General features: G+C 73.3%; 14 protein-coding genes. 8 read left to right on the top strand and 6 right to left on the bottom strand.

The annotated features are described in order from the left end of the window. Window positions 1–87: 87 nt before the first annotated feature. Both pknB and NP064_RS08845 read right to left on the bottom strand, forming a co-directional pair. The gene (gene pknB / locus NP064_RS08850) at window positions 88–2,037 is read right to left on the bottom strand and encodes a Stk1 family PASTA domain-containing Ser/Thr kinase (protein WP_227569284.1); all 1,950 of its coding nucleotides are present in this window, start codon (window positions 2,035–2,037) and stop codon (window positions 88–90) included. 47 nt (window positions 2,038–2,084) lie between these two features. Continuing rightward, on the bottom strand, window positions 2,085–3,302 hold the full coding sequence (locus NP064_RS08845) for a LysM peptidoglycan-binding domain-containing protein (RefSeq protein ID WP_227569283.1): 1,218 nt from the start codon (window positions 3,300–3,302) through the stop codon (window positions 2,085–2,087). A gap of 164 nt (window positions 3,303–3,466) precedes the next feature. On the opposite strand from NP064_RS08845, the gene NP064_RS08840 reads away from it, so the two are divergent. Next, window positions 3,467–3,886 carry an Rv2175c family DNA-binding protein gene (locus NP064_RS08840; protein WP_227569282.1) on the top strand — a complete coding sequence of 140 codons (420 nt, stop codon included), beginning with the start codon at window positions 3,467–3,469 and terminating at the stop codon, window positions 3,884–3,886. Between the two features lie 59 nt (window positions 3,887–3,945). Here the strand turns inward: NP064_RS08840 and NP064_RS08835 are convergent, their stop codons facing one another. Both NP064_RS08835 and NP064_RS08830 read right to left on the bottom strand, forming a co-directional pair. Next, entirely contained in the window at window positions 3,946–5,061 is a 1,116-nt protein-coding gene (locus NP064_RS08835) for a polyprenyl synthetase family protein (RefSeq protein ID WP_227569281.1), read from the bottom strand. 24 nt (window positions 5,062–5,085) lie between these two features. After that, the gene (locus NP064_RS08830) at window positions 5,086–5,646 is read right to left on the bottom strand and encodes a hypothetical protein (RefSeq protein WP_227569280.1); all 561 of its coding nucleotides are present in this window, start codon (window positions 5,644–5,646) and stop codon (window positions 5,086–5,088) included. 138 nt (window positions 5,647–5,784) lie between these two features. On the opposite strand from NP064_RS08830, the gene NP064_RS08825 reads away from it, so the two are divergent. From NP064_RS08825 to NP064_RS08810, 4 genes are all read left to right on the top strand, one after another. Continuing rightward, on the top strand, window positions 5,785–6,918 hold the full coding sequence (locus NP064_RS08825; RefSeq protein ID WP_227569279.1) for a DUF4192 domain-containing protein: 1,134 nt from the start codon (window positions 5,785–5,787) through the stop codon (window positions 6,916–6,918). Window positions 6,919–7,013: 95 nt separating this feature from the next. Beyond that, the gene (locus tag NP064_RS08820; RefSeq protein ID WP_227569278.1) at window positions 7,014–7,412 is read left to right on the top strand and encodes a universal stress protein; all 399 of its coding nucleotides are present in this window, start codon (window positions 7,014–7,016) and stop codon (window positions 7,410–7,412) included. A gap of 203 nt (window positions 7,413–7,615) precedes the next feature. Next, on the top strand, window positions 7,616–9,130 hold the full coding sequence (locus tag NP064_RS08815; RefSeq protein WP_227569277.1) for an RNA polymerase sigma factor: 1,515 nt from the start codon (window positions 7,616–7,618) through the stop codon (window positions 9,128–9,130). A gap of 197 nt (window positions 9,131–9,327) precedes the next feature. Further along, window positions 9,328–9,675 carry a hypothetical protein gene (locus tag NP064_RS08810; protein WP_227569276.1) on the top strand — a complete coding sequence of 116 codons (348 nt, stop codon included), beginning with the start codon at window positions 9,328–9,330 and terminating at the stop codon, window positions 9,673–9,675. Window positions 9,676–9,769: 94 nt separating this feature from the next. On the opposite strand, the gene NP064_RS08805 is transcribed toward NP064_RS08810, so the two are convergent. Further along, the gene (locus NP064_RS08805) at window positions 9,770–9,991 is read right to left on the bottom strand and encodes a DUF7455 domain-containing protein (RefSeq protein WP_227569275.1); all 222 of its coding nucleotides are present in this window, start codon (window positions 9,989–9,991) and stop codon (window positions 9,770–9,772) included. A gap of 176 nt (window positions 9,992–10,167) precedes the next feature. Between NP064_RS08805 and NP064_RS08800 the strand changes: the two genes are divergently transcribed. From NP064_RS08800 to NP064_RS08790, 3 genes are all read left to right on the top strand, one after another. After that, window positions 10,168–12,294: a DNA gyrase/topoisomerase IV subunit B gene (locus tag NP064_RS08800; protein ID WP_227569274.1), complete on the top strand. Its 2,127-nt coding sequence runs from the start codon at window positions 10,168–10,170 to the stop codon at window positions 12,292–12,294. Between the two features lie 61 nt (window positions 12,295–12,355). After that, the gene (locus NP064_RS08795) at window positions 12,356–13,384 is read left to right on the top strand and encodes a GNAT family N-acetyltransferase (protein ID WP_227569273.1); all 1,029 of its coding nucleotides are present in this window, start codon (window positions 12,356–12,358) and stop codon (window positions 13,382–13,384) included. A 173-nt stretch (window positions 13,385–13,557) separates the two neighbouring features. Beyond that, window positions 13,558–14,274 carry a lysoplasmalogenase family protein gene (locus NP064_RS08790; RefSeq protein ID WP_227569272.1) on the top strand — a complete coding sequence of 239 codons (717 nt, stop codon included), beginning with the start codon at window positions 13,558–13,560 and terminating at the stop codon, window positions 14,272–14,274. A 93-nt stretch (window positions 14,275–14,367) separates the two neighbouring features. Here NP064_RS08790 and NP064_RS08785 read toward each other — a convergent pair whose 3' ends face one another. After that, window positions 14,368–16,833: a DNA gyrase/topoisomerase IV subunit A gene (locus NP064_RS08785; RefSeq protein ID WP_227569271.1), complete on the bottom strand. Its 2,466-nt coding sequence runs from the start codon at window positions 16,831–16,833 to the stop codon at window positions 14,368–14,370. Window positions 16,834–16,858: the final 25 nt, after the last annotated feature.

Genomic DNA, 16,858 nt, shown 5'->3' with positions numbered 1-16,858 from the left:
CGTTATGACAGTGGCCGGCGACCCGAGGGGCGCCGGCCACTGTCATGCCCGTGCTGAGCCTGCGGCGTGCCGCGGGCCCCCTACGCGTCAGACCACCTTGAGCGTGATCTCGGTGCCCTTCGGCGCCTTCTGCCCCTTCGCGACGCTCTGCTCTCGGACAGTCCCGAAGAGCCCGCCGAGGACGTTCTCACGCGCGACGCGGAACCCTGCCGCCTCGAGAGTCTCCTTCGCCTTGTCGTACTGCACGCCGAAGAGGTCGGGCACCTCGACGAGCTCGGGGCCCTCGGAGACGGTGAGGGTCACGGTGTCCCCGCGGTGCCCTGCCGCCCCGCCCTCAGGGCTCTGGGAGATGACGCGGCCCTTGGCGACGGTGTCGGAGAACGCAGGCTCGGTGGCCACGGCCAGGCCGGCCGCCTCGAGCTCGGTGGTCGCGGCGTCGAGGGCGAGCCCGACGACGGAGAAGACGCTCACCGGCGCAGGCCCGTCCGAGATCGTCAGCCGCACCGCCGATCCGCGCTTGACCTGGGTGGAGGGCTCGGCGGATGCCTCGAGCACCATCCCGGCGGGCGCGTCGTCGGAGTAGTGGTCTCCCTCGGCGTACTCGGCGACCAGGTCGGCAGCCTCCAGCGCCGCCGCGGCGTCCGCCTGCATCGCGCCGACGAGCCCTTCAGGAACGACCACGAGGTCGGGGCCGAGGGAGACGGTGAAGGCCACCGTGCCGTCCTTGCGCACCTTCTCACCGGGGCCGGGGTCGCTCGCGAAGACTGTCCCCACAGCGGCGTCGTCGGAGAAGTCCTCGGACGGGTCGGCGCCGAGGCCTGCCTCGTCGAGGATGGCGGCGGCCTCCTCGGACGTCACGCCGAGCAGGGCGGGCACCGTCGTGTAGGCGCCAGGGCCCATGGTGAGGAACCACCACGTGCCCAGAGTGGCGAGCAGCACGGCGACGGCGGCCGGGATGCCCCAGCGCAGCCACCGTGGGCGCGCCGTGGGCTGCGACGCGGAGCCCTGCCGGACTCCCGCGCCGATGGGGAGCGCCACGGTGCCGCCCGCGGGGACGGGCTCGATCCGGGCGGTCATCGACCCGTCGGCGCCGATGGCGTGCTCGGAGGCGTCCTCGTCGACGTCGTCCTGGGCGGGAGGCGGCGCGGGGGAGACGTCGGCCCTACGGGCCAAGGTCGCCTCGTCCAGGCTCTCCCGGGTGCGGCGGGTCAACGCGAGGGCGGCCGCCGCGTGCACGGGCCGGTCCTCGGGATCGCGGGCCGCCAGGGCGGTGACCAGCTCGTCGACCTCGGCCGGGAGCCAGGCGACCTGTGACGAGGGGGCCGGCACATCGGTGTTGACGTGCTGGAAAGCCACCTGGATAGGCGTCTCGCCGGTGAACGGCTGGCGCCCGGTGAGCATCTCGTACAGCAGGATCCCGCACGCGTACACGTCGGTTCGGGTGTCGCTCACGCCCCGCGAGATGAGCTCGGGCGCGAGGTAGGCGACGGTGCCGAGCACCGTGCCCGTGGTGGCCGACGTCACCTCGGTGACCGCTCGCGCGAGGCCGAAGTCGGCGACCTTCACGCGGTCGTCGGAGGCGATGAGCACGTTCTCCGGCTTGATGTCGCGGTGCACCAGGTCCGCCCGGTGGGCCGCGGCCAGCGCGTCGAGCACCTGCTCGAGCATGCGCAGCGACTCACCGACGGTGAGCGAGCCTTGCTCCTCGAGGTGGCGACGGAGGGTAGAGCCGTCGATGTGCTCCATGGTCAGGTAGCTCATGTCGCCGTCGACGCCCTGGTCGAGGACCGCGACGAGCCCGGGGTGGGTCAGCCGTGCCGCGGCACGGGCCTCGCGGCGGAAGCGGGCGATGAACGCCGCGCCGCTGGCGCCCTCGGCCAGGTGGGCGTGCATGACCTTGAGCGCGACGTCGCGGTCGAGACGGCGGTCGATCGCGAGGTAGACCGTGGCCATGCCACCGCGCGCGATACGTGAGACGACCTCGTACCGCCCGTCGACCAGGCGGCCCACCAGCGGATCTGTGACGGTTGCTCCCACGGCGGCAGTCTACGGTCGCGAGAGGGCTGGGCCCGTCAGGCGCGACGTCAGCGGAACCGCTCCATGTGCGTCTGGATGTTCGCGACGTACCGGCGGGTGTCCGCGAACATGCCGTTGCGCTTGACCGAGCTCGCGCCCTGGTAGTAACCGGCGATCGCCGTGGGCAGGTCGTTCGCGTTCTTGACGAGCGAGCGGAGGATCGCGACGCCCGCCACGACGTTGTCGTTCGGGTCGAGCAAGTTGATCGGGCGTCCCACGAGCTGCGCCGCCCACTCGCCGGAGCTCGGGATGACCTGCATCGTGCCGATGGCGTTCGCGGGGGAGACGGCCGTGTGGTTGAAGCCGGACTCCTGGAATGCCACGGCCAGGGCGAGGGCTGGGTCCACGCCCATCTCCCGGGCGGTCGCGGCGACCTTCGCCTGCATGTCGGCCTTCGAGGGGACCCCGGTGGCCAGCAGCGTCGCCTTGTTGGCGTTCGCCGCGGCGACCACGGTGTCGGCGTAGGTGCGGCCGGCGAAGGTGTTGCCGACGAGCTGCGTGGTGGGCGCCGACGCCGCCTGGCCGGGGACGGTGAGCGTCTGGCCGATGCGGATGAGGGCGCGCGCGTCCAGGTTGTTGGCGCTCACGATGGCCGCCACGGTGGTGCCATACCGGGTGGCGATCGCCGAGACGGTGTCCCCGGCGACCACGGTGTGCGTCCCCGTGCTCGCGGGCGCGCTCGCGCTGGTGGGCGTGCTCGCCGTGGGAGACGCGGCAGCTGGAGCGGCCGAGTTCGGGATGGACAGCGTCTGGCCGATGCGGATCAGGGCGCGCGAGTCCAGGTTGTTGGCGCTGACGATCGCGGCCACCGTCGTGCCGTGGCGCTTGGCGAGGGCCGACACCGTGTCACCGGCGACGACGGTGTGCGTCGCCCCGGCGGCTACCGCGGGAGCAGGTGCTGCGGCGGTCGGCGCGGACGTCGTCGCGGACGACGGGATGACGAGCTGCTGCCCGACGCGGATCCGGCTGGCGTCGGCGAGGGAGTTGGCACGCGCGATGGCCTGGACGGTGACCCCCGCCCGTGTCGCGATGTGGCTCACGGTGTCGCCCTGGCGGACGGTGTAGGCCTCGTCGGCGTGCGCGGCGCCCGCGGAGGACACGGCGGCGACAGCCGCGAGGGCCAGGGTGGCTCCGGCGCTGGTTCCTCGGCGCAGGGCGCGGCCCGGCTCGGCCTGGGTGGGCGCGGCGGTCGGTGCGCACTGCTGACCGGTGGCGGACTGCGTCATGTCATACCTCGTGATGCTGAAGTGATGAATGGTGCCGGAGTGACTCAAGTGACAGAATGTGAACGTATCCGAGGCCTAGCCGATGCGAAAGCGCAGCGGGGGTATTTGCCCGATGTGCCGTGCTGGCGAACGGGTGATCTCTGCCGGTGCGTAGGCTGGACGTCGTGACTGACAGTGCAGACCTGGACAAGATCGTCGACTCGTGGCTCACGCTGCCGGACGTGGCCGAGCGCCTGGGGCTCGACGTGGGCAAAGTGCGGCGCATGATTCAGGAGGGCCGCCTGGCCGGGGTGCGCCGCGGCGAGCCGCGCGTGCTGTCCGTCCCCGAGGCGTTCCTCGTGCCGGCCCACCTGGCCAACCCTTCCGCGCCCACCCGTCCGGACAGTGACGGGGACGGGCCCGCCTGGACGGTGCTCGCGTCGCTGCAGGGCACCTTCACGGTGCTCGGCGACGCCGGGTTCGACGAGGCGGAGATGATCCAGTGGCTCTTCACCGAGGACGAGTCGTTGGCGGCGCGGCCCATCGACGCCCTCCGCAGCGGCGGCAAGACCGCGGTCCGGCGGGTCGCGCAGGCGCTGCTCTGAGCCTGCCCGGCTGACCGCTCCGGACGGCGCCCGCCCTCGGGTGGGCGCCTGGGGCGCCTTCAGGCGCGCCGGTCGACCGCAGCGTGCCCCAGCGCGACGAGCATCTGGCGTCCCTGCTCGGTCACGTCCAAGGCTTCGAGGCCTGCGAACGCCTGGTCGCTGAGCGCGGTGATGAGGGTCTCGACGTCCTGCGGGGCGCCGGTCGACTCGATCGCGTCCGCTAACGCCTGCACGGCCTCGGCCGGCAGGTCCCGCCGCCCCAGTTGATCGCGCACCACTGCCACGATCGCGTCGTCGCCGGCCGCTCGGGCGCGCGCCACGGCGCGCGCGACGAGCACGGTGCGCTTGCCCTCGAGCAAATCGTCTCCAGCGGGCTTGCCGGTGGCGCCCGGGTCGCCGAAGACGCCGAGCAGGTCGTCGCGCAGCTGGAACGCCTCGCCCAGCGGGAGCCCGATCGCGCGGACGGCCGCGACCTGGTCCGGCCGGGCGCCGGCGAGCGTGGTCCCGAGGGCGAGCGGGTGCTCCACGCTGTACCGGGCCGACTTGGCTCGGACGACCTCGCGCGCCCGCGCCTCGTCGGCGGCGGGGTCCTCGCCCCAGGGAAGCGCCTGGGCGAGGACGTCGAGGTACTGCCCGACGGTGACCTCGGCGCGCATCAGGTCGAACACGGCGCGGGCACGCGCCGCCAGGCCGGGCGCCTCGCCGGCAATGGCCGCGGCAAACGCCTCCTCGCTCACCACGAGGGCCAGGTCGCCGAGCAGGATGGCCGCCGAGTCGCCGAAGCGGCGGGGGTCGCCCGCCCAGCCCTCGGCCTCGTGCCGGGTCGCGAACGCCCGGTGGGCGGCGGGCAGCCCGCGACGGGTGTCGGAGTCGTCCATCACGTCGTCGTGGAACAGCGCCGCGGCCTGGAACAGCTCGAGCGCCGCGCCGACCCGCACGACCGTCTCGGCGGCGGGGGAGGCGGGCTCGCCGCCGTGGGCCCGCCACGCCCAGTAGCAGAACGCGGCGCGCAGCCGCTTGCCGCCGGAGAGCATCTGCTCGACGGCGTCGGCGAGCGGCGCCGCGTCGGGGCTGGTCTGGGCCAGGCGCGCGCGCAGGGCCTCCACGTGGTCCGCCAGGACGGCGTCGACCCTCGTGCGGACGTTCTCGACATCGACGAGTGGGGTGGCGCTCACGCGATCAGCCTACGTGGCGGATCACTAGCCCAGGCGGAGCCTGCCGCCCAGGGTGAGGGTTCGGACGCCGTCTCGGTCAAGGACCCCCACCAGGAGCATCTCGCCGTCACCGCGGACGAAGGTCGTCTGCGCCGCGAGGCCGGGCTCGGCCTGGGCGGGCGTCGCCTCGGCGAAGCCGGATGCCAGCAGCGGCTGCCGAAGCCCGTCGACGAGCGCCGCCGCGTCCTGCGCCGAGCGGAGGTTGAGGCTGATGGTCGTCAGGTCGGCGCCCTCGACGGGCTGCATCGTCGAGACCAGGATCTCGGCGTCCTCGGGCGTGGGCAGCAGATCGTGCGGGAAGCCCTCGGGCACGGCGCCGACGGCTGAGTGCTGGTCTGCCGTGTCCTCGAGCAGGGTCTCCGTCGGCTGGGGGGCGGTCGCCGTCGAGCCGGCGGCCGTGGTGGGCTCCGGCGAGGGCGCCGAGCTGGTGCACCCCGTCAGCGCGGTGGTGACGGCCAGGGCCACCAGAGGTGTCAGCATCAGTCCGCGGCGGGCGCCGCGGCGGCGCGGCCCACTGCGCGCGAGGTTCAGGACGGGGGATGGCACGCGACCACGGTAACGCGACCCCGTCGCCGTCTGGGGAAGCGTCCGCGACATCCGCCCACAGGGCAGGGCGAGCGTCGAGGCTCCACAGATTGCCCGCGCCCGGACGCGCGAACCGGCGCTTCGGGGTGGCCTGTCGCCATGGACACCACCACTGTGCGCGTGAACGACCCGCGCGAGCTCCTCGCCTACCTTCCCCACCAGCTCGGGTTCGCGCCCCGGGAGAGCGCGGTCGCGGTGAGCCTGCGCGCGCCCCGCGGGCGCGTCGGCCTCGTCGCACGGGTCGACCTGGCGGACCTGGGCCACTCCGAGACGGGGCCGCAGGTGGCGCGCGGCCTCGTCGCGCACCTGGGCGCGAACCGGGCCTGTGGCGCCGTGCTCGTGCTCTACACCGCGAGCGATCCGCGTGGGATCGACCCGGCAGGCGCCGTGGCCCGCGCCGCGGCACGGCACTTCCGGGACGCCGCGACGCCGCCCTTCGGCGATGTCGCCGTCTGGGTCGTCACCTCGACCGGCTATCTCCGCCTGGACTGCGACGAGCCTGCGTGCTGCCCGGCCCAGGGGCGTCCCTCGCGAGACCTCGACTCCACGGTGGTGGGCGCGCACATGGTCCTGGCCGGGTCGTGCGTGGCGTCGTCCCGGGAGGCGGTCGCCCGCATCGACCGGGCGGCGGCGCCCGCACGGAGATCAGCGGCACGGGCCGCCCAGCGGTGGCTGCGGCGGGGATCCGACGCCGAGCGCGACGGCCTGGAGGCCTTGGCGGCGTGGCGCGCCCAGTCGCTCGAGGCGTGGGCGCGCTGCGTCGAGGCGGTGCGCGACCCGATCGCGCGGGCCGACCCGCCATCGGCTCTTCTGGGCCGGCTCGAGGCCGGGCTCTCCGACCGCAGGGTCCGCGACGCGGTGCTCGTCTCCCTGGTGCCCGGGGTCGAGGACCTGCCCGAGCGGTCCCTCCGCGAGGACGCGGCCGTCACCGGGGCGGAGATGGCCGCCGCGATCGGCGCCATCATCGACCCCGAACGGGCGGTGAGCCCGCCTCCAGGGCCTCTGTCGACGCACGCGCACGCCTTGGAGCGAGTGGTCGCGCACGGTCGGCATGGCGCACAGGCGCCCGCGCTCACACTCCTCGCGCTGCTCGCGTGGTGGTCGGGAGACGGCGCCCGGGCCAGCGTGCTGTTGGAGCGCGCCCTCAGCGACGATCCGGGCCACCGGTTGGCGCGGCTCCTCGACGACGTCCTCACCGCTGGCATGCCGCCCGGTTGGGCTTCGGCGTCCTGACCTGCGCGCCTTAGGCCCTTCGGAGGGTGCCGCCCTGAGCCTGCTCCGGTAGCGTCACTGCGCGACGTCAGCGACAGCACGCAGAAGGAGTCCCGATGGGCATAGTGGTGGGCTATCTCGCGACACCCGAGGGGCGCGTCGCGCTCGAGGCGGCGGCGGCGGAGGCGCAGGCGCGCGCGGAGCGGCTGGTGGTGGTGGTCAGCGACCGCGGCGACGAGGCCGAGGAGACGCGCCACGACCTCGAGGCGGCGCTCGACGAGGTCCGGAAGGACTTGGATGAACGCGGCGTGCCCTACGAGGTCCGCCTGCTCACCCGGGGGCGCGACGTCGCCGAGGACCTCATCGGCACCGCCGAGGAGATCGGCGCCAGCCTCATCGTGATCGGGTTGCGCCGACGCAGCCCTGTCGGCAAGTTGATCCTCGGGGCGAACGCCCAGCGCATCCTGCTCGACGCGCCGTGCCCCGTGATGGCGGTCAAGCCGAACGTCTCCTGACGCCTGCGCCGGGGGGCGCCGGGAACGGGAATCTTCTGCGTCCCCCGGTCGTTCAACCTCGGTGGGCGTCGCCGTCGGGCGCCCGCTCGCCCAGGGTGTCGACGTCGCGCTGGGCGCCGATCACGGTCCAACCGGGAAACAGGCCGGTACAATATGGATCTACCCGTGCATCATCCGGGTCTCTCGCTGCCGAAAGGTCGTTTGTGTCGTCCCAGTCTTCGCACCCCGCGCTCCCGCGTGAGTTCGAGCACCCTGCCCTGCAGGAGCTCGTCATTCATGGCCGGACCCACGGCAGTGTCAACGCAGTTGCCCTGCGCAACGCTTGTGAGCAGGCCGACGTGCAGGACGCCAAGCGTCTGAAGGCCGTCGTGCGCGGCCTGGCCACCGCCGGCATCACGGTCGAGCAGCCCGCCACGCCGGTCCGCGCCGTCGCCGCGACCCGCGCCAAGACGCGTCCCGCGTCGAAGGCGGTGGTCGGTGCGGACGAGGCCGCCGAGAAGCCGGCACGCGCGCCCCGCGCCGCGGCCAAGGCCAAGGCGCCCGCCAAGGCCGCTGCTGCCAAGCCGCTGTCCAAGGCCGCCCAGGCGAAGGCCGCGAAGGCCGCCGCCGCGGGCGACGAGGCCGTCGAGCTCGAAGAGGTCGAGATCGAGGACATCGTCGTCGACGACGACGCCGTCGTGGAGCCCGCCGAGGGCGCCGACGCCGTGAAGAAGGAAGGCAAGGAGGAGGAGGCCGAGGAGAGCGTCGGCTTCGTCTACTCCGACGCCGACGACGACGACGCCCCCGCCCAGCAGGTCGTCACCGCGGGCGCCACGGCCGACCCGGTCAAGGACTACCTCAAGCAGATCGGCAAGGTCGCGCTCCTCAACGCCGAGCAGGAGGTCGAGCTCGCGAAGCGGATCGAGGCCGGCCTGTTCGCCGAGGAGCGGCTCAACTCCGGCGTCGCGATGGAGCCGAAGGCCCGCCGCGAGCTCGAGTGGATCGCCGGCGACGGCCGGCGCGCCAAGAACCACCTGCTCGAGGCCAACCTGCGCCTGGTCGTCTCCTTGGCCAAGCGCTACACGGGGCGCGGGATGCTGTTCCTGGACCTGATCCAGGAGGGCAACCTCGGCCTGATCCGCGCGGTCGAGAAGTTCGACTACACCAAGGGCTACAAGTTCTCGACGTACGCCACGTGGTGGATCCGCCAGGCGATCACGCGCGCCATGGCCGACCAGGCCCGCACCATCCGCATCCCGGTGCACATGGTCGAGGTCATCAACAAGCTCGCGCGCGTCCAGCGGCAGATGCTCCAGGACCTGGGCCGTGAGCCCACGCCCGAGGAGCTCGCCAAGGAGCTCGACATGACCCCCGAGAAGGTCGTCGAGGTCCAGAAGTACGGTCGCGAGCCCATCTCGCTGCACACCCCCCTCGGCGAGGACGGCGACAGCGAGTTCGGCGACCTCATCGAGGACTCCGAGGCTGTCGTGCCGGCCGACGCGGTGAGCTTCACGCTCCTGCAGGAGCAGCTCCACCAGGTGCTCGACACGCTCTCCGAGCGGGAGGCCGGCGTCGTGTCCATGCGCTTCGGGCTCACCGACGGCCAGCCGAAGACGCTCGACGAGATCGGCAAGGTCTACGGCGTGACGCGTGAGCGCATCCGTCAGATCGAGTCCAAGACGATGTCGAAGCTGCGGCACCCGTCGCGGTCCCAGGTGCTCCGCGACTACCTGGACTGAGCACCCCCGCCCATGGGCGGCCCGCCCGCCACGCACGAACCACACCGCCCGGTCGTCATCCGACGGCCGGGCGGTGTCGTGTCCGGGCCCTCCAGTGCGGTGAGGCGCCGCGTGGCTCCCAGGCGGACGCCCTAGCCTCGGCGCGCGACGGCGGCGCCACCGCGGCGGGCCACGAGGCGAGAGGATGGACGAGGTCGATGATGGGCGAGGCGGCGGCGCGGGCAGCGCTCGCGCGCGTGGAGGACGAGCTCGACTTCGCCTCTCGGGCCGTCGGCGTGCTGGACCGGGTCAACTCGTCCATGGGGGACGTCTCCGACACCGTCAGGCGGCTCGTCATGGACCTGCGCCGCACAATCGCCCAGGCGCCGGACGCGGAGTCGGCAGTGCTGCGCCTGGCCTCCGAGCTGGACGCGGCCGAGGCCTTCTCCCGGCTGACCGCCCAGTTCGACGCCCGGACGGCGCCCCCCAGCGCAACAGCGGCCACCCGGGAGCTGGTCTTCGCCCTGCGGAGCGCCCTGGGGTTCAGCACCCGGCCGCGGGCCTGAGTCGTCCCCCGGAAGACGGAAGGGGCGCGACGGCCGCCCCTAGAGACGCCACGTGCCGACCACCAGCAGGTGATCGGCACGTGGGAGTCGTGGGTCAGCGAGCGGCGCCCGCTCCTGCTCCGTGCTCGGCGAGGAGGCGGTCGGTCTCGTCCTGGACGTGTGTCGCCATCTTGGAGAACTTCGGGCCATGCTCACGAGCGTGGTGGGCGCAGAAGAGGAGCTCGCCCACAGGCAGGAGCACGCGCACGTAGGCCTGCGCGTTGCAACGGTCGCACCGGTCGGCTGCGGTCAGTGGTTCTGTCGTCGTCCCAGTCACACTGTCATCAAACCATCGGAGTCTGAGAACACTGCCCTCAGGAGGCCGAGGTTCGCTCCGCGCGTACCGAAGCCACCCGGCAGGGCCGGCGCCGCACGACAGGCCGGGAGAATCCCGGCAGTGGCCCGGGGCGTCCTGCGCGGAGCGGTCGGCGGGAGCGATTACGCTCAGGCCTCGTGTCGACAGCATCAGCAGAGTCCAGCTACACCGCCCGGCACCTCTCGGTGCTGGAGGGCCTGGAAGCCGTCCGCAAGCGCCCTGGCATGTACATCGGCTCCACGGACTCCCGTGGGCTCATGCACTGCATGTGGGAGATCATCGACAACTCCGTCGACGAGGCGCTGGGCGGCCACGGCAACCGGATCGAGATCATCCTGCACGCCGACTCCTCGGTCGAGGTCCGCGACAACGGGCGCGGCATCCCGGTGGACGTCGAGCCGAAGACCGGCCTGACGGGCGTCGAAGTCGTCTTCACCAAGCTGCACGCCGGCGGCAAGTTCGGCGGCGGCTCGTACGCCGCGTCCGGCGGCCTGCACGGCGTGGGCGCCTCGGTGGTCAACGCGCTCTCGGCGCGCCTGGACGTCGAGGTGGACCGCGGTGGCAAGACCTACCGCATGACGTTCCACCGCGGCGAGCCCGGCGTCTTCGACGACAGCGCGGTGCGGGGCCCGGACTCGCCGTTCACCCCGTTCATCGACAACTCGGAGCTCGCCGTCGTCGGCAAGGTCGCGCGCGGCCGCACCGGCTCGCGCGTGCGGTACTGGGCCGACCGCCAGGTCTTCCCGAAGACGGCGGTCTTCTCCTACGACGAGCTCGTGACCCGTGCCCGGCAGACCAGTTTCCTGGTGCCCGGCCTGGCCATCACGGTGCGCGACGAGCGAGGCATCCCCGGCACCCCGGGCGCCGACGGCCCGCACGAGGAGACGTTCCTCCACGAGGGCGGCACGCTCGACTTCGTCGACCACCTGGCGCCCGACCCCGCGGTGACCGACACCTGGAAGCTCACGGGCACGGGAACGTTCACCGAGACGGTCCCGGTGCTGGACGCCCGCGGGCACCTCGAGCCGCAGGAGGTCGAGCGGGAGTGCGAGGTCGACATCGCGCTGCGCTGGGGGACCGGGTACGACACCGAGGTCCGCACCTTCGTCAACATCATCGCCACGCCCAAGGGCGGCTCCCACCTGGCCGGCTTCGAGGCGGCGCTGCTGCGCACGCTGCGCAAGGCCGTCGAGGCCAACGCCCGGCGGCTCAAGATCTCCTCGAAGGACTCCGGCGAGCGCATCGAGAAGGAGGACGTGCTTGCGGGGCTCACCGCGGTGCTCACCGTCCGCCTCGCCGAGCCGCAGTTCGAGGGCCAGACCAAGGAGGTGCTCGGCACGGCCCCCGTCCGCGGGATCGTCGCCAAGGTCGTCGACACCGAGCTGGCCGCGATCCTCAACTCGGCCAAGCGCGAGCACAAGGCCCAGTCGGCCCTGCTGCTCGACAAGGTGGTCGGCGAGATGCGCGCGCGGCTGTCCGCCCGCAAGCAGAAGGAGATCTCCCGGCGCAAGAACGCCCTGGAGAACTCGACGCTGCCCGCCAAGCTCGCCGACTGCCGTAGCGACGACGTGGCCCGCAGCGAGCTGTTCATCGTGGAGGGCGACTCGGCCCTCGGCACCGCCAAGCTGGCGCGCTCCTCGGACTTCCAGGCGCTGCTGCCGATCCGCGGCAAGATCCTCAACGTCCAGAAGGCGTCCATCACGGACATGCTGAAGAACGTCGAGTGCGCCGCGATCATCCAGGTCCTCGGCGCGGGCTCGGGCCGCACGTTCGACCTCGAGGCAGCCCGCTACGGGAAGATCGTGCTGATGACGGACGCCGATGTGGACGGCGCGCACATCCGCACGCTGCTGCTCACGCTGTTCTTCCGGTACATGCGCCCCATGGTCGAGGCGGGCCGTGTGTTCGCCGCCGTGCCGCCGCTGCACCGCATCGAGGTGATCGGCGCGGGGAGCCGCAAGAACGAGTACGTGTACACGTACTCCGAGGCGGAGCTCATCGCGACGCTCAAGAAGCTCGACAAGGCCGGCAAGCGCTACAAGGACGACATCCAGCGCTACAAGGGCCTCGGCGAGATGGACGCCGACCAGCTCGCGGAGACGACCATGGACCCCCGTCACCGCACGCTGCGCCGGGTCACGGTCGAGGGGGCGCAGCGCGCCGAGGAGATCTTCGAGCTGCTCATGGGCTCGGACGTCGCGCCGCGCAAGGACTTCATCATCGCTGGCGCGGACGCGCTGGACCGCAGCCGCATCGACGCGTGACGCCGGGCGGCGCGCGGAAATCCGCTCGACGGCGCCTGACGGGGTGGGAGACGGTGGGCAGATGACGAACGAGCTTCTGCGCCCCATCGCCGAGCGCGCCGCGCCGCCGCAGGTCCCGCCGCTCCCGCCGGAGTCGCTGGGCCTGTCCTGGCGCGCCCTGACGGCCGCTGACGCCCCGGCCCTGGCCGAGCTCTGCGCCTCGATCGAGGCGGCAGACGACGCGCCCTACCGGACCACGCTCGACGAGACGCTGGAGCGGTTCGAGGGCGACTGGAAGCAGCCTGCGCTCGACACCCTCGCTGGGTTCGACGCGGAGGGCCGCATGGCCGCCTACGCCCAGGTGACGACCAACCCCGGTGACGCCGGCGCGGTGCGGGTCTTCCTCGACGGGGGTGTGCGTCCCGACGCGCGTGGCCGCGGGGTGGGCCGCGCACTGGTCGCGTGGATGGACGGGCGTGCGCGACAGCTGCTGGCGTCCTCCGGCAAGGAGCTGCCCGCCCGGCTGGTCGTCTATCTCGAGGACGCGCACGAGGGCGCCCGGGCGCTATTCGCCGCGGCCGGGTTCACGCCCGCGCGTTACTACACCGACATGCGCCGGCCGTTGGCCGACCTGCCCACGGCGACCCCGGTGGAGGGCGTCACCGTGGCGCCGTGGACGCCCGAGCTCGACGACGCCGTGCGCCGCGCGCACAACGAGGCCTTCGCCGACCACTGGGGGAGCGAGCCGCTCACCGTCGAGGCGTGGGCTCTGCGCTCCAGGACCCACGCGCCGTCCTGGAGCCGCGTCGCGGTGGATGACGCGACCGGGGAGGTCGCCGGGTACCTCCTCTCCGCCCGCTATGAGCAGGACTGGCCGGTCGCCGGGTACACCTTCGGGTACACCAGCGTCCTCGGGGTCCGCCGGCCGTGGCGTGGGCGCGGGATCGCGGTGGCGTTGCTGGCGTCGGCGATGGCCGCCTACCGCCAGGACGGCATGGAGTTCGCGCGGCTGGGTGTCGACACGGCGAACCCGTCCGGGGCGCACGGGCTGTACAGCTCGCTGGGGTACGAGGTCGACCACGGCTCGGTCATGTACACGATCGAGATCTGACCGCGGTCGGTCGGGCGGCGCGCGCCCTCGCAGCCGCGGCGTGCCCGACGGTGGCGGGGCCACTAGCATCGCTGTGACCTCGGGCGATGGAGCCCGGGCCGGGCGAGAGCGGGTGACGGGTGTCCCAGGCGCCGACGAGGACGACGCAGGACCGCCAGCGCGGGCGGGCCGGAGTGGCCGTGCTTGTGTGCGGTGTGGTGGTGGCGGCGCACCTCGCCTGCCAGGTGCTCGGCGCCGAGAAGGCGGCCGACGTGACGCAGTGGCTGCTGGCGCCGAGCCTCGTGGCGGTGCTGCTGGCCCTCGTGCCGGCGCCCCGGGGTCGTCGTGCCCGGCTCGTGCTCGTGGGCCTCGGCTTCTCGTGGCTGGGGGACACCGCGCCCGACCTGGCCGAGGGCTCCACGGCGTTCCTGGTCATGGTCGCGTTCTTCATGCTCGCCCAGGCGGCGTACATCGCGGCGTTCGCGCCCGACTGGCGCCGCTCGCCGCTGCTGGGCAGGCCGTGGCTGCTCACCCCGTACGTGGTGCTCTTCGTGAGCCTGGTCGCCGCCTGCGCCCCGGGCGCGGGCGCGCTGCTGGCGCCGGTGGTCGTCTACGGGCTGCTGCTCGTGTCCATGGCCGTGCTGTCGACCGGGGTCAACCGGGCGACCGGCCTGGGGGGCGCCTTCTTCTTCGTCTCGGACGCGCTGATCGCGCTCGACCACCTGGCAGGGCTCGAGCTGCCGCGCCAGGGGCTGTGGGTCATGGCGACGTACATCGCCGCGCAGGTGCTCCTGGTCGTCGGCGTCGCGGCCGCGCGCCGCGAGGGCTCCGGCCAGCACGACCCCGCCGCCCGGGTCGCCGACGCGCCGCCGACGGCCCGCGGCCTGCCCGGCGGCGGCCAGCCCGCCTGACGGGCGGCCAGCCCGCCTGACGGACGGGCGGACCCGCCGCCGACGCCCGGCCGACGCGTCCGCCGCGCGTCGGCCGGTCAGCCGATCGCGCGGTCAGCCGATCGCGAGCACCGGCGCGGAGAGCGCGACCCCGGAGCCGTCCCGCCGCGGGTCGGGAGCCGGCAGGTCGACGGGCTGCCCGGCGGAGCCGCTGGCGTGCGGCGGGGCGGCGCCCACCCACGCGAGGATCAGGGTGTCCTCGCCGCGCAGGAACCGGTGGGCGCGCACCCCGCCGGTCGCGCGGCCCTTGCCCGGGTACAGCTCGAACGGGGTGGTCTTCGCCGAGCCGGCCTGGGTGCCGGGGAGGGCCGTGGACGACCCCGCCACCGTCACGACGGCCGCCTCCACCCCCGCAGGGACCACGCCGAACCACACGGCGCGCTGGCCCGCGGCGAGCTTGATGCCGGCCATGCCGCCGGCGGTGCGGCCCTGCGGCCGGACGGCTGAGGCGGAGAAGTGCAGCAGCGACGCGTCGGAGCTCACGAAGACGACCTCGTCGCCGTCCCGCGCGGGCGCGCAGCCGACGATCTCGTCGCCGGCCTTGAGGGAGATGACCTCCCAGGCGTCCTTGTTGCCGGGGACGTCGCCGGGGGCGACGCGCTTGACCGTCCCGCTCGCCGCGCCGAGGGCGAGGGGCGGCGCATCCGGCTCCAGGGAGGCGAGGCCGACGGCCCGCTCGCCCGGCGCCAGGCCGACGACCTCGCTGAGCGGGACCCCGCCGGAGAGCGCCGGGGCGCCGTCGGTCGGGGGCAGGGACGGCAGATCCAGCACCGAGACCCGCACCATGCGCCCGTGCGAGGTGACGACCCCCACCTCGCCGCGTGCGGTGGTCGACACGGCGCCCTGCAACACGTCGTGCTTGGCCCGGCGCTCGTCCGGGCGGGGCGGCTCCTCCTCGCCGGCGGTGCGCGCGAGGAGGCCGGTGACCGACATCAGGGCCCAGCAGGGGGTGTCCTGGATCTCGAGCGGCGTGGCGGAGCGGGCCGAGGCGGCGGCGCCGGTGACGCTCGCGCCGCCGGACGACTCGAGCAGGATGGTGCGCCGCGGGGTCCCGTAGGTGGCGGCGACCTCCGCCATCTCGTCGGACACGACCAGGCGCAGCAGGGACTCGTCGGCCAAAATGCCCTGCAGCTCGGCGATCTCGAGCTCGAGCTGCTGCTGCTCCTTCTCGAGCTCGATCCGGGAGAACTTCGTCAGGCGGCGCAGGCGGAGCTCGAGGATGTACTCGGCCTGCGGCTCGGACAGGTCGAAGACGGTGCGCAGGCGCGCCCGGGCGGCCTCGGAGTCGTCCGAGGTGCGGATCACCTGGATGACCTCGTCGATGTCGAGGATGGCGATGAGCAGCCCCTGGACGAGGTGCAGGCGCTCGAGGCGCTTCGCGAGCCGGTGCCGGGTGCGGCGCCGCACCACGTCGATGCGGTGGTCGACCCACACCCGGAGCAGCTCGCGCAGGCCCAGTGTGCGCGGCTGCCCCTCGACGAGCGCGACGTTGTTGATCGAGAACGAGTCCTCGAGCGGCGTGTACCGGTAGAGCTGCTCGAGCACCGCCTCGGGGTTGAAGCCCGTCTTGATCTCGATGACCAGCTGCAGGCCGTGCGACCGGTCGGTGAGGTCGACGGCGTTGGAGATGCCGGCGAGCTTCTTGTTCTGCACGCCCTCCTTGATCTTCTCGATGACCTTCTCCGGCCCCACGCCGTAGGGCAGCTCGGTGACGACGATGCCCTTGCGCCGGGCGGTGACGTTCTCGATGCGGGTCGTGGCCCGGGTGCGGAAGGCGCCGCGGCCGGTGCGGTAGGCGTCGCGCACCCCGTCGAGGCCGACGATCTTCCCGCCGGTGGGCAGGTCGGGCCCGGGCACGAAGCGCATCAGGTCCTCGAGCGTCGCGTCGGGATGCGCCACGAGGTGGCGTGCGGCGGCGACGACCTCGACGAGGTTGTGCGGGGCCATGTTGGTGGCCATGCCGACCGCGATCCCGGTGGCCCCGTTCACGAGGAGGTTCGGGATCGCCGCGGGCAGCACCTCGGGCTGGGTCAGCTTGTTGTCGTAGTTCGGCACGAAGTCGACGACGTCCTCGTCGAGCCCGGCGGTCATCTGCGCGGCGGCCGGCGCCTGGCGGGCCTCGGTGTACCGGGGGGCGGCGGGACCGTCGTCCAGTGAGCCGAAGTTGCCGTGCCCGTCCACCATGGGCAGGCGCAGCGCGAACGGCTGGGCCATGCGCACCATCGCGTCGTAGATGGCCGTGTCGCCGTGCGGGTGCAGCTTGCCCATCACGTCGCCGACCACGCGCGAGGACTTCACGTGCGGGCGGTCGGGGCGCAGGCCCATCTCCGACATCTGGAACAGGATGCGCCGCTGCACGGGCTTGAGCCCGTCACGGGCGTCCGGCAGGGCGCGCGAGTAGATGACCGAGTAGGCGTACTCGAGGAACGAGCCCTCCATCTCGGTCGCGACGTCGATGTCGACGATGCGCTCGACGACGTCCTCGGGCGGGACGTCTGGGGTCGCGGTGCGGCGCGCCATGGGGGATGCGGCTCCTCGGTGATGC

Source organism: Cellulomonas chengniuliangii (assembly GCF_024508335.1).
Taxonomy (GTDB): domain Bacteria; phylum Actinomycetota; class Actinomycetes; order Actinomycetales; family Cellulomonadaceae; genus Cellulomonas_A; species Cellulomonas_A chengniuliangii.
This window is presented reverse-complemented; position numbering and strand designations above follow the sequence as displayed.

Excerpts from the sequence above, each read along its gene's own strand:
- NP064_RS08845 (WP_227569283.1), bottom strand. The coding sequence starts at position 3,302 with ATGACGCAGTCCGCCACCGGTCAGCAGTGCGCACCGACCGCCGCGCCC.
- NP064_RS08825 (WP_227569279.1), top strand. The coding sequence starts at position 5,785 with ATGGACACCACCACTGTGCGCGTGAACGACCCGCGCGAGCTCCTCGCC.
- NP064_RS08820 (WP_227569278.1), top strand. The coding sequence starts at position 7,014 with ATGGGCATAGTGGTGGGCTATCTCGCGACACCCGAGGGGCGCGTCGCG.
- NP064_RS08810 (WP_227569276.1), top strand. The coding sequence starts at position 9,328 with ATGATGGGCGAGGCGGCGGCGCGGGCAGCGCTCGCGCGCGTGGAGGAC.
- NP064_RS08795 (WP_227569273.1), top strand. The coding sequence starts at position 12,356 with ATGACGAACGAGCTTCTGCGCCCCATCGCCGAGCGCGCCGCGCCGCCG.
- NP064_RS08785 (WP_227569271.1), bottom strand. The coding sequence starts at position 16,833 with ATGGCGCGCCGCACCGCGACCCCAGACGTCCCGCCCGAGGACGTCGTC.